We start from the raw sequence: 11,350 nt of genomic DNA, 5'->3' as shown, positions 1-11,350 counted from the left end.
TGAAATGGAAAACGAAATATTAAAAAAGGCTACAGCGCTCTTGATGTCAGACTCCCTGAACAGTTCTCGTTAATCGGGAAACTCAGAGCGCATTATCCTGTGGCCACACTCTGCCACGTGTTCAGGGGTCATCGCAGCAGTTACAAATACGGAAAAGTCGTCCTGATAGGCCAGACGGCAGGCGAACGGTATTGCGCAGTCAGGTTCATGAACTGCACAGTATTAGCCATGGTGCAGCTGGCGCGAGAAGTATCGCCACCATGGCAACCCAGAGAGGCTTCCGGATGGGGGGCTGGCTCGCAGGCAGGCTCATGAAAGAGCTGGGGCTGGTTAGTTGTCAGCAGCCGACGCACAGGTATAAGCGTGGCGGTCAGGAGCATGTTGCGATCCCGGATTATCTTGAGCGCCAGTTCGCTCTAACGGAGCCAAACCAAGTATGGTGCGGCGATGTGACGTATATCTGGACCGGGAAACGCTGGGCATACCTTGCGGTTGTTCTTGATCTGTTCGCGAGGAAACCGGGGGGCTGGGCTATGTCGTTCTCCCCGGACAGCAGATTGACCATCGAAGCACTGGAAATGGGGTGGGAAACGCGTGGTAAACCAGCCGGAGTGATGTTCCACAGCGATCAGGGTAGCCACTATACGAGCAGGTAGTTCCGACAGTTGCTGTGGCGTTACCGGATCAAACAAAGCATGAGTCGGCGGGGTAACTGCCGGGATAACAGTCCGATGGAGCGCTTCTTCAGAAGTCTGAAAAACGAGTGGATACCGGTAACGTGCTACATAAGCTTCAGCGAAGCCGCTTATGAAATTACCGGGTATATCGTGGGATATTACAGCGCACTCAGGCCGCATAAATATAACGGTGGGTTGCCGCCAAACGAATCAGAAAATAGACACTGGAAAAACGCTAACGCGGTGGCCAGTTTTAGTTAACCACTACAATGATGTATTCATAAAATTGCCTCCAATACAATTAGTTATACTATCATGTTTTTCTATGTATTAGGATTCTAAAAAACGCAACCTGCCGTTTAGTCACGATGCGGCAAACATAACCGTCAGTACATCTGCAATGCACTGGCACAGCGAGAACCGAGCGCGTTTAAATGACAAAACCGGTGCTACGACGCTGCAGGGACGTGCCAGGTTTCACCGATGCAACGCGCGGTGATTAAGTAGTGAAGGGGAGATTAATCGGTTTAATGATAAAAAAAAGGGTTAGGCCGCGGCCTAACCCTTGGGTGTGGTTATTAACTTTTGGATGAGGCGTGAGCCGCACCTTAGTTCAGGCGTTCTTTGATACGCGCTGCTTTACCGGTACGTTCACGCAGGTAATACAGTTTGGCCTGACGCACGGCGCCACGACGTTTTACGGTAATGCTATCGATGACCGGAGAGTGCGTTTGGAATACGCGCTCAACGCCTTCGCCGTTGGAAATTTTGCGAACAGTGAATGCAGAATGCAGACCGCGGTTACGAATAGCAATAACCACACCCTCGAATGCCTGCAGACGTTTTTTGCTGCCTTCAACAACCCATACCTTGACTTCCACCGAGTCGCCCGGGCGGAAAGACGGTACGTTCCGCTTCATCTGTTTTTGTTCAATTTGCTTGATAATGTTGCTCATAATTTGGTTTCTTACCTAGGTGAACTGATAGTTCAGGTTAACCAGCCATCAGGCCGATCCCTTTAATCATTGTGTCGCCTTACCCGATATTCCCGCTGGAACTCGGTCAGCAACGTTGCTTGCTCGTCAGTCAGAGCTAGGCTTTCCAGAAGTTCAGGTCTTCTGAGCCAGGTACGGCCCAAAGACTGTTTTAGGCGCCAGCGACGAATCTCAGCATGATTACCCGACAGAAGAATTGACGGTACCTCCATGCCGGCCAACACCTCAGGACGAGTATAGTGCGGGCAATCCAGCAGCCCTCTGGCGAAGGAGTCCTCCGCCGCGGAGGCCTCATGTCCCAGCACACCCGGGATGAACCGGGATACCGAGTCAATCAGCGCCATCGCCGCTAATTCACCGCCGCTGAGCACATAATCACCCATTGACCATTCTTCATCAATCTCGGTGGCGATTAAACGCTCATCAATACCTTCGTAACGGCCGCACACCAGAATCATCTTCGGGTTAGCGGCCAGCTCGCTCACGCCTTGCTGATCAAGCTGGCGGCCCTGAGGGGAGAGATAAATCATCTTTGCCCCTTCGCCTGCCTTGTTTTTTGCCTCGTGAATTGCATCCCGCAAGGGCTGCACCATCATCAGCATTCCCGGTCCCCCGCCGTAAGGGCGATCGTCCACGGTACGATGCCTGTCGTGGGTAAAATCACGCGGGCTCCAGCACTGCACATTCAGCAGACCATTCTTCATTGCCCGGCCGGTTACCCCGTAGTCGGTAATGGCACGGAACATCTCGGGGAACAGGCTGATGACGCCAATCCACATTCTACCGCTTCCACTATCGCCACCCTCAAGTTCGGGGTCAAAAGCCCGGATCCCAGTCAACTTCAATGACGTGGGTCGCGAGATCGACGTTCTTAATCACCTGCCCGTCGAGGAACGGAATTAACCGCTCCTGAATGCCAAAGGCATCTTTCAGGTTGGCTTTCACCACCAGAACATCGTTCGAGCCGGTTTTCATCAAATCAATGACTTCGCCCAGCTGATAAACGCCAACGGTGATAACCTGGCACCCCAGGAGGTCTTTCCAGTAATACTCACCGCTGTCGAGATCCGGCAATTGCGACGCGTCGACGACGATTTCGCAATTGGTCAGCAGCGTGGCCGCTTCCCGGTCTTCAATGTCCCTGACCTTGATAATCAGATCCTGATTGTGGCGCTTCCAGCTTTCCAGCCCGATCGGCTGCCACTCACCTGCCCTTTTGATAAACCAGGGCTGGTAATCAAAAATGCTTTCGGTTTCTTCAGTGGATGAAAACACTCCGAGCCAACCGCGAATACCATACGCCGAGCCCATCTTGCCCACGACTATCGGCTCAACGGGCGCTGCGATACGGAGTTGTTTGCTCATTTTCACCACCAGCAGGCGTTAGGCTGCTTTTTTCACGTCTTTAATCAGCGCGGAAACGCGTTCGGAAACCGTTGCGCCCTGGCCAACCCAATGTTCAATACGATCCAAATCCAAACGCAGACCTTCAGCCTGACCGGTTGCGATCGGGTTGAAAAAGCCAATACGTTCAATAAAGCGACCGTCGCGCGCATTGCGGCTGTCGGTCACGACGATTTGATAGAACGGGCGTTTTTTAGCGCCGCCACGTGCCAAACGAATTGTTACCATAACATCCTCTTTAGTTAATAGAACAACCGGGCCCTCTGTCGGGGAACGGGCCCGCTTGCCGTATAAAAAGCCCCAGGATTCTACTCGTTTCGGGGTAAAAAGCAATCGATAGTTAACGTCCGGGGAAGCCGGGCGGGATCATGCCCTTCATATTGCGCATCATTTTCGCCATACCGCCCTTTTTCATTTTCTTCATCATGCGCTGCATGTCGTCGAACTGTTTCAGCAAGCGGTTGACGTCCTGGACCTGCATGCCGGAGCCGGCGGCGATACGACGCTTGCGCGAACCTTTAATAATGTACGGGCTGACGCGCTCTTTGGCGGTCATGGAATTGATAATCGCCTCCATGCGCACCAGGACTTTATCGTCCATCTGTGACTTGACATTGTCCGGCAGCTTGCTCATCATGCTGGCCATACCGCCCATATTACGCATCTGCTTGAGCTGGTCGAAGAAGTCGGTGAGGTCGAAGCCATCGCCTTTTTTCAGCTTGCTGGCCAGCTTTTCTGCCTGAGCGCGATCGACTTTGCTCTCAATATCTTCGAGAAGCGACAACACGTCACCCATACCGAGTATACGTCCGGCCAGACGATCGGGGTAAAACGGCTCCAGCGCATCGGTTTTCTCGCCGACGCCCATGAATTTGATCGGTTTACCGGTGATATGCCGGATGGAGAGCGCCGCGCCACCGCGCGTATCGCCGTCCACCTTGGTCAGGATAACCCCGGTCAGCGGCAGTGCCTGATTAAACGCTTTGGCGGTATTGGCGGCGTCCTGCCCGGTCATGGCGTCAACCACAAACAGGGTTTCCACTGGTGTGATAGCAGTGTGAATGGCGATGATTTCTGCCATCATCGTTTCATCCACGTGCAGGCGGCCGGCGGTATCCACCAGCAGCACATCGTAGAACTTGAGCCTGGCCTGATTCAGCGCCTGATTGACGATGTCAAGCGGCTTCTGACCGGCGTCGGATGAGAAGAAATCGACGCCGACGGTTTCGGCCAGCGTTTCCAATTGCTTGATCGCCGCCGGGCGATAGACGTCGGCAGACGCCACCAGCACTTTCTTCTTCTGCTTCTCGCGCAGATATTTGCCGAGCTTGCCGACGCTCGTGGTTTTCCCGGCCCCCTGCAAGCCCGCCATCAGCACGACCGCCGGCGGTTGCGCCGCCAGATTAAGGACGTTGTTTTCGTCGCCCATGACGTTCACCAGCTCGGCGCGCACGATCTTGACGAACTCCTGCCCCGGCGTCAGGCTTTTATTGACTTCCTGCCCCAGCGCGCTCTCTTTGATCCGGCTGATAAAATCCCGCACCACCGCTAACGCCACATCCGCTTCCAGCAGCGCCATGCGGACTTCCCGCAGGGTATCTTTAATATTGTCTTCAGTCAGGCGGCCTCTGTCGCTGATATTGCGCAACGTGCGCGATAATCGATCGGATAAATTGTCAAACATCGTTTTTACTCAACGTGGCGTCCGGCCGCTTGCGCGACATCATTAGCGACAGTATAACACGAAGCAGGCCGTGATCGCTGCACCCCTTACGACAATGGTTGGAGCATGGCGCGCTGAAGGCTATACTGGTCGACTCTTTTATTTAAGTCAGACGATGGCGCTGCTATGTCCTGGATTTCCCTTCTGGCCTTTATTGCCTACTCTTTAAGCCTTGGCCTGATTTTGCCTAGCATTTTGCGCTGCAGCAGCGCTTATCGCCGGCTGGCCCTGCTGTCGGCCACGGTGGCGATGTTGGGACACGCCGTGCTTATCTGGCTGCGTATCTTCGGCGTGCAGGCGGGGCAGAATCTAAGCTTATTGAACGTGGGCTCCTTGATCAGCCTTATTATTTGCGTGATTATGACAGTGGCGGTGGCGCGCAACCGCGGCTGGTTCTTATTACCTATCGTCTATATCTTCGCGATGATTCATGTGGCGTTCATTACGCTGATGCCGGATGAGTTCATTACCCACTTGCAAGCAACGCCCGGTTTGATGGTGCATATCGGCCTTGCGCTGTTTTCCTATGCGGTGCTGATTATCGCCGCGCTGTACGCGTTCCAATTGAGCTGGCTCGATTACCTGTTGAAAAACAAAAGGGTGAATTTTCATTCCGATATGCCGCCGCTGATGGGTATTGAGCGTAAAATGTTCCACATCACGCAGGTCGGCGTGCTGTTGTTGACGCTGACGCTTGCTACGGGTGTTTTCTTTATGCGGGATTGGTTTGTCGCCGAAAACCGGCATAAAGCAATACTCTTTTTCATCGCCTGGCTGGTTTATATAGTAATACTATGGAATCATTACCGGCAGGGCTGGCGCGGCCGCCGGGTGGTGTGGCTCAGCGTGCTGGGCGTGCTGTTGTTGACGCTGGCCTATTTCGGCAGCCGAATCTGGCAAAATGTGATGGCGTAAGATAACGCCGATAAGAAAAGCCCACTTTGAAATATGTTTCAACCAGTACACTGCTGATCATCCTGATTATCATGGTATTGGTTTCCGCCTATTTTTTCGCTTCCGAAACCGGCATGATGACGTTAAACGCTATCGTCTGCGTCATCAGGCCAAACAGGGCAACCGCGGTGCCCCGCCGCGTTGAGAAGTTGCTGCGGCGTACGGATCAATTGCTGAGTCTGGTGCTGATTGGCAATAACCTGGTCAACATTCTTGCGTCGGCGCTGGCGACCATTGTCAGGATGCGTCTGTACGGCGATCTCGGCGTCGCCATCGGCACCGGCGTTTTGACCTTTGTGGTGCTGCTGTTCGCCGAGGTGCTGCCGAAAACCGTGGCGGCGCTCTATCCTGAACGTATCGCATTCCCAAGCAGCCTGCTATTGGTGCCGCTGCAAAAACTGATGTTGCCGATAGTGTGGCTGCTGAATCTGATTACCCGGCTGCTTATTGCGGCTGATGGGCATCAGGCTCCCTTCCAACGTGCGCGATGCGCTCAGTAAGGAAGAGCTGCGCACCATCGTGACGGAATCCCGCTCGATGATTTCGCGTTGCAATCAGGACATGCCAATTTCCGTGCTGGACTTGGAAAAAGTAACCGTTAACGACATCATGGTGCCGCGCAATGAGATTGTCGGCATCAACATCAACGACGAGTGGCGGTCGATTATTCGTCAACTGACCCACTCCCCTCATGGCCGTATCGTGCTGTATCGCGATAATCTTGATGACCCCATCGGGATGCTGCGGGTGCGTGAAGCCTACCGCCTGATGACAGAAAAGCAGGAATTTACCAAAGAGAACCTGCAGCGCGCCGCTGACGAAATTTATTGTGTGCCGGAAGGAACGCCGCTTAATGTGCGGCTGGTGAAGTTCCAGCGCAATAAAGAGAAGGTGGGCATCGTCAATGAGTACGGCGATATCCAGGGGCTGGTGACGGTGGAAGATATTCTTGAGGAGATCGTGGGAGATTTCACAACCTCCATGTCCCCGAGCCTGGCGGGAGAAGTCATTCCGCAAAGCGACGGTTCGGTGATTATCGAGGGCGGCGCCAGTATCCGGGAGTTGAACAAGGCGTTTAACTGGTCGCTACCGGAAGAGGAAGCGCGGACTATCAACGGCATGCTGCTGGAGGTGCTGGAGGATATTCCGCTGGCCAATACCCATACGCATATCGGCAGCTATCAAATTCAGTATGCCACTACACATTGTCCCTGGCGGCTTCGGTGTGGCAAAAAATCTCAGCAATCTGGCGCAAACGGGCGCCGACTGCAAAGTGGATGCCGAGCTGGCGCGACTGGTGCAGGCCCTGCATTTGCAGCGTAAACCTTTGGGTTTTATCTGTATCACGCCGGCGCTGTTGCCTGAAATACTCGCTGTTCCGTTACGGTTAACGCTGGGCACCGATGTTGACGCCGCCGAGATGGTGGACGCCATGGGGGTTATCCATGTGACGTGTCCGGTGGACGACATTGTTATAGATGGCGATAACAACATCATCACGATGCCGGCTTATATATGCAGGAAACCTCCATCGCCGAGGAGGCCAAGGGGATCGATAAGCTCGTAGCGCGCGCTGGAATTTATCCCATGGAGCGCCGCAGCAGCCATCCGTTCCTGCTGCGGCGCCTCTGGCGCTGGCTATTGCGGGGTTGCCTGGCCTTGATGGCGCTGTGGCTACTGGCGGTAATGCTATTTGCTTTCGTTCCGGTCCCGTTCAGCGCCGTCATGGCGGAGCGGCAGATAGACCACTGGCTTAGCGGGGATTTTCACTATGTCGCCCATTCGCGCTAGGTGCCGATGCGGTTGATTGCGTCGCCGATGGCGGCCGAAGATCAGAAATTTTCCCGCCACTGGGGATTTGATATCACTGCTATTCGCGCTGCGCTCAATCATAATGCGTGCAGACGGCATATCCGTGGGGCGTCAACCCTATCACAGCAGACGGCAAAAAATCTGCTGCTGTGGAATGGGCGCAGCTGGCTGCGTAAAGGGCTGGAAACCGGGCTGACGCTCGGGATTGAAGCGGTATGAACCAAGCGACGCATCCTGACCGTTTATTTAAATATTGCAGAGTTTGGCGAGGACATTTTCGGCGTGGAAGCGGCGGCGCAACGCTATTTTCTTAATAGCCGCTAGCCGGCTGACCGCCGAAAGAGGCAACCTTGCTGGCGGCGGTGCTTGCCCAACCCGCTGAGTTTGCGCGCCGACGCGCCCAGCGCCTATGTCCGCCAGCGGCAGCGCTGGATCCTGCGCCAGATGCGTCAGGTGGGCGGTGACGCCCATCTGGTGCAGACCGGTCTGCGCTAAACCGCGGCTACTGCAAGTAGGTGAAGGCGGTGGTAACGTGTTTCACGCCGTTCACTTTACTGGCCACTTCGGCCGCGGCTTTGCCTTCGGCATTGGTCACGAGCCCCAACAGGAAGACTTCGCCGTTCTCGGTGGTCACTTTCACGTTGGACGACTTGACAGCGTCGCTGGCCAGCAGCTGTGAACGGATTTTGGTGGTGATCCAGGTATCCATGGACGCGCGTCCGAGCGATACCGGCTGCCCCTGGCGTATTTCGTTATACACCTCGGTCGCGCCGTCGACGCCCATCGCAATCTGCTTAGCGCGTTCGATAAACTCGGGGGTCGGCGCCTGACCGGTCAGCAGGACTTTGCCCTGATAGGCGGTATTGACGATGTGCGCGTCTTTCTTCAACTGCTGATCTTTAGCCAGCGCGTTGGTGACCCGTGCTTCAAGGGTGCCGTCATCGACTTGTGTACCTACGGTGCGGGGATCAATGGCGGTTTTGGTGGCGACCGCGGCGGTGCCGACCACCACCGCGCCGACGCATCCTTGCAGCATCAGGGCGGTGCACAGCAGGAGTAATGGCGTATGTATTTTCATCTGGGCTCCTTAATCGTCCAGGTGAGGAAACAGCTTATTATCAATCAAATCACACAAACAATTCACGGTGAGCATATGCATCTCCTGGATCCGCGCGCTGCGATGGGACGGGATGCGGATTTCCACGTCCTGCTGACCCAGAAAACCGGCCAATTCGCCGCCGTCGTAGCCCGTCAGTGCTATAATTTTCATGTCCCGCGTGACGGCAGCTTCGACGGCTTTCACGATATCACGGCTGTTGCCGCGGGTGGAAATCGCCAGCAGGACATCGCCGGCCTGTCCGAGCGCGCGCACCTGCTTGGCGTAAATTTCGTCATGCTGGCGATCGTTGGCGATGGCGGTCAAGACGACGGTGTCCGCATTCAGTGCCATTGCCGGCAGGCTCGGGCGCTCGGCTTCAAAGCGATTCAGCATGCAGGCGGCGAAGTGCTGCGCGTTCGCGGCGGAGGTGCCGTTGCCGCAGCATAAGATTTTTTTATCGTCGAGCAGCGCCTGCGCCAGCACGTTGGCAGCATGGGCAATGGCGTCCGGCAGGGCCTCCGCCGCCGCAACCTGGGTTTGAATACTCTCGGTAAAACAGCCTTTTATTCTTTCCAGCACGTTTAACAACCTGATAAGTCAAAATGAATGGGGCGCCATTACGGTGCGCCGAAGGCGTCTTTCAGCCATTCAACCCGGCTTCCGGTAATGGCGATAATATCGAAACGGCAACCAGCGGCGTTTGCACGGCGTGACGCTTTCGGCGGCGGTAGCGGATTTCGACGAACACCCAGGTAAAACGATCCAACATGATCAAATCAATCTTGCCGCCGCGGATATGCATATTGGCGGCGCCAAAGTGGAGTCCAGCCTGCTTAAAGCGGCAGCGCGCGTACCGCTACGCCTGTGCGCCACGTGAGCGGCCGCTTAACTGCGCCGTTATCAGCTAGCCCCGCTGGTATTTCAGCCATGACAACGTCCTGTTGATCACGCAATTCGGCATTGCCGATGGCGTGCCGGTTTCGCCCGCTACCTGGAAGCCCGAAATCTGCCGCATTTCGCTGAAGTGGTTAGCCAGCGCCCAGGCATCCATGCCCATGGCGTACAGCCGCACCAGTGAATAATCGCCACGGAACTGGCTACTTATCTGCGACAGCAGCGCCAGCCGGGCGCGCGAACTGACGCGCATATCAATCATGGGCTTAATCAGCGCCAGTTCGTCAGGGGTGGCGATGATATAAACCGCGTCGATAGCGCCGCCGGCGCTGCCGGACGGCGAGACCGCGCCATTATCCTGCGGCGCGGAGATAGTCAGACCCGCGATGGTCGTCACCGCTGCGTTGGCCGGCGCTTCGCCAGCGGCCAACGGCGTGCCGGTCAACGGGATGCCGGCGCCGCTGTTAATGTTTTGTTTCAGCTCGGCGGAGGAGCCGAAGCGCTGTTCCAGTACCGTGGCGCCGCCTGCCTGACGCCAGGCGCCGGAAAACGCTTTCGCTATCCTATCGCCCAGAGCGCCACACGCCAGCCGCAGCAGCGGTTGCTGCTGAGCCTGCTTGGTGGATGTGGTTGGCTACATCGCGCGCCTCATCTTCCGGAGACAGGGCAAAATAACAGATGTTAGGCCGCGCCTGCCGGTGTTCAGGCTGATTAAGCGCCAGGATATTCAACGTGCCGGCGGACGCGGCGCCAGCATTATTGTTGTACAGCTGCTCAACGTTGTTTTTCAGCAACGGACTGATTATCAGGCTGGCGCCGTCCCGCTGCGCCTGCGCCAGCAGCGCCGGCAGCGGCTGGCTTGACGTATCATAAACCTTGACCGGCACTCCGCTGGCGGCGGAGGGCGCTGCCGACGGTTGGCCGCCGGCGCTCTGCCCGCTAAGGGTCGTCGCCTGGGGCGCATTGTCCGCGGCGGAGGCCTGCCCGTCGACGCCCGATGCAGCGGGGTCAGGACGGGTGCCGGGGGGGGTCACCGGTCCGTTCTGATTGGCGCTGCCGCTGGCCGGCTCTGTCCCCGCCGCCCCGTCGTTCTGGGGAACGCCATCGGCGGACTGGCCCGCGGCACTCGCGTCCTGTTCCGGCGCGCTTTGTTGCGTCGTCAGGCCGTTTTTCGCCGCCGAGAATCCTTGCTGAATCGCGTTGGAGAAAACCTGGGCCTGCCCGTTAAGCGGCAGCAGCAAAGCAATGCCCCCCACCGAGGACGAGGAGTAGTTTTGCGCCTGACTAAGCGGTGTAGGCAGCGTTTTCGCCGCCGGGTTTTGCGGATAGCGGGTCTGCCAGTCTTTGATGGCCGCCTGCAACAGCGTAGGATCCTGGCGATTGTCCTGGTATACGCGCAGCAGATCCAGCCAGCCCTGCAGTATGTTTTCATCGGCGTTAATCACCAGATTGCTCTGCGGGGACGGGAGAGATACCAGCGTTTGCCAGGTTTTATCGATATTTTGCTGGCGCGCCGCATCAAACTGGGGCGGCAGGGCGGCAAGCTGCTGCTGCGCCTGCGGCGGGCGCCCTTCTTTTATCAGCGCGCGAATGGCGAGTAATTGGTAGTCGGTCTTGGTATCATTGCTACTTTTGCTGCATCTGCTGCAAATAATAGTCGGCATTGGCATTGGCATTGGCATTGGCATTGGCATTGGCATTGGCATTGGCATTGGCATTGGCATTGGCATTGGCATTGGCATTGGCATTGGCATTGGCATTGGCATTGGCATTGGCATTGGCATTGGCATTG

The 11,350-nt window shown here is 56.2% G+C and carries 11 protein-coding genes and 4 pseudogenes; 6 read left to right on the top strand and 9 right to left on the bottom strand.

Annotated elements, in window-relative coordinates:
- A pseudogene (locus tag ACTBDU_RS11925) lies at window positions 1-938 on the top strand (IS3 family transposase); the annotation flags it as partial.
- Window positions 939-1,285: 347 nt separating this feature from the next.
- Here ACTBDU_RS11925 and rplS read toward each other — a convergent pair.
- From rplS to ffh, 5 genes are all read right to left on the bottom strand, one after another.
- Window positions 1,286-1,633, bottom strand: a complete 348-nt coding sequence (gene rplS, locus ACTBDU_RS11920; RefSeq protein ID WP_438806595.1) for a 50S ribosomal protein L19 — start codon at window positions 1,631-1,633, stop codon at window positions 1,286-1,288.
- A gap of 62 nt (window positions 1,634-1,695) precedes the next feature.
- A complete protein-coding gene (gene trmD / locus ACTBDU_RS11915) occupies window positions 1,696-2,451 on the bottom strand; it encodes a tRNA (guanosine(37)-N1)-methyltransferase TrmD (protein WP_438806594.1) in 756 nt (251 codons plus the stop codon).
- A gap of 37 nt (window positions 2,452-2,488) precedes the next feature.
- A complete protein-coding gene (gene rimM, locus ACTBDU_RS11910) occupies window positions 2,489-3,037 on the bottom strand; it encodes a ribosome maturation factor RimM (protein WP_438806593.1) in 549 nt (182 codons plus the stop codon).
- A gap of 18 nt (window positions 3,038-3,055) precedes the next feature.
- Complete coding sequence (rpsP, locus tag ACTBDU_RS11905) at window positions 3,056-3,304, bottom strand: 30S ribosomal protein S16 (protein WP_438806596.1); 249 nt, start codon at window positions 3,302-3,304, stop codon at window positions 3,056-3,058.
- A 112-nt stretch (window positions 3,305-3,416) separates the two neighbouring features.
- On the bottom strand, window positions 3,417-4,760 hold the full coding sequence (gene ffh / locus ACTBDU_RS11900) for a signal recognition particle protein (RefSeq protein ID WP_438806592.1): 1,344 nt from the start codon (window positions 4,758-4,760) through the stop codon (window positions 3,417-3,419).
- A 165-nt stretch (window positions 4,761-4,925) separates the two neighbouring features.
- Between ffh and ACTBDU_RS11895 the strand changes: the two genes are divergently transcribed.
- The 5 genes and pseudogenes from ACTBDU_RS11895 to mtgA all read left to right on the top strand — a co-directional run bounded on the left by ACTBDU_RS11895 (window position 4,926) and on the right by mtgA (window position 8,060).
- Window positions 4,926-5,714, top strand: coding sequence for a cytochrome C assembly family protein (locus ACTBDU_RS11895; RefSeq protein WP_438806591.1), 789 nt, complete (start codon window positions 4,926-4,928; stop codon window positions 5,712-5,714).
- 26 nt (window positions 5,715-5,740) lie between these two features.
- On the top strand, window positions 5,741-6,253 hold the full coding sequence (locus ACTBDU_RS11890) for a CNNM domain-containing protein (RefSeq protein ID WP_438806590.1): 513 nt from the start codon (window positions 5,741-5,743) through the stop codon (window positions 6,251-6,253).
- Window positions 6,210-7,076 carry a transporter associated domain-containing protein gene (locus ACTBDU_RS11885; RefSeq protein WP_438806589.1) on the top strand — a complete coding sequence of 289 codons (867 nt, stop codon included), beginning with the start codon at window positions 6,210-6,212 and terminating at the stop codon, window positions 7,074-7,076. The genes ACTBDU_RS11890 and ACTBDU_RS11885 overlap by 44 nt, the downstream gene beginning before the upstream one ends.
- Window positions 6,958-7,325 (top strand): annotated as a pseudogene (locus ACTBDU_RS11880) (isoprenoid biosynthesis glyoxalase ElbB); the annotation flags it as partial. The gene ACTBDU_RS11885 and the pseudogene ACTBDU_RS11880, both read left to right, overlap by 119 nt.
- A 15-nt stretch (window positions 7,326-7,340) precedes the next feature.
- Window positions 7,341-8,060 (top strand): annotated as a pseudogene (mtgA, locus tag ACTBDU_RS11875) (monofunctional biosynthetic peptidoglycan transglycosylase).
- A 7-nt stretch (window positions 8,061-8,067) separates the two neighbouring features.
- On the opposite strand, the gene dolP reads toward mtgA, so the two are convergent.
- From dolP to ACTBDU_RS11855, 4 genes and pseudogenes are all read right to left on the bottom strand, one after another.
- Entirely contained in the window at window positions 8,068-8,643 is a 576-nt protein-coding gene (gene dolP, locus ACTBDU_RS11870) for a division/outer membrane stress-associated lipid-binding lipoprotein (protein WP_438806588.1), read from the bottom strand.
- Between the two features lie 9 nt (window positions 8,644-8,652).
- The gene (diaA, locus tag ACTBDU_RS11865; RefSeq protein ID WP_438806587.1) at window positions 8,653-9,243 is read right to left on the bottom strand and encodes a DnaA initiator-associating protein DiaA; all 591 of its coding nucleotides are present in this window, start codon (window positions 9,241-9,243) and stop codon (window positions 8,653-8,655) included.
- Window positions 9,244-9,304: 61 nt separating this feature from the next.
- Window positions 9,305-9,466, bottom strand: coding sequence for a YraN family protein (locus tag ACTBDU_RS11860; protein WP_438806586.1), 162 nt, complete (start codon window positions 9,464-9,466; stop codon window positions 9,305-9,307).
- Window positions 9,467-9,568: 102 nt separating this feature from the next.
- A pseudogene (locus ACTBDU_RS11855) lies at window positions 9,569-11,250 on the bottom strand (penicillin-binding protein activator); the annotation flags it as partial.
- Window positions 11,251-11,350 lie beyond the last annotated feature (100 nt).

Origin of the sequence: Sodalis sp. (in: enterobacteria) (genome assembly GCF_051710625.1) — a bacterium.
Lineage (GTDB): Bacteria > Pseudomonadota > Gammaproteobacteria > Enterobacterales > Enterobacteriaceae > JBPESN01.
This window is presented reverse-complemented; position numbering and strand designations above follow the sequence as displayed.

What these genes read in the sequence shown, in the direction of transcription:
- dolP (WP_438806588.1), bottom strand. Translation starts at nt 8,643, where the DNA reads ATGAAAATACATACGCCATTACTCCTGCTGTGCACCGCCCTGATGCTG.
- rplS (WP_438806595.1), bottom strand. Translation starts at nt 1,633, where the DNA reads ATGAGCAACATTATCAAGCAAATTGAACAAAAACAGATGAAGCGGAAC.
- trmD (WP_438806594.1), bottom strand. Translation starts at nt 2,451, where the DNA reads ATGTGGATTGGCGTCATCAGCCTGTTCCCCGAGATGTTCCGTGCCATT.
- ACTBDU_RS11860 (WP_438806586.1), bottom strand. Translation starts at nt 9,466, where the DNA reads ATGCATATCCGCGGCGGCAAGATTGATTTGATCATGTTGGATCGTTTT.
- ACTBDU_RS11885 (WP_438806589.1), top strand. Translation starts at nt 6,210, where the DNA reads ATGGGCATCAGGCTCCCTTCCAACGTGCGCGATGCGCTCAGTAAGGAA.
- ACTBDU_RS11895 (WP_438806591.1), top strand. Translation starts at nt 4,926, where the DNA reads ATGTCCTGGATTTCCCTTCTGGCCTTTATTGCCTACTCTTTAAGCCTT.
- ffh (WP_438806592.1), bottom strand. Translation starts at nt 4,760, where the DNA reads ATGTTTGACAATTTATCCGATCGATTATCGCGCACGTTGCGCAATATC.
- rimM (WP_438806593.1), bottom strand. Translation starts at nt 3,037, where the DNA reads ATGAGCAAACAACTCCGTATCGCAGCGCCCGTTGAGCCGATAGTCGTG.
- rpsP (WP_438806596.1), bottom strand. Translation starts at nt 3,304, where the DNA reads ATGGTAACAATTCGTTTGGCACGTGGCGGCGCTAAAAAACGCCCGTTC.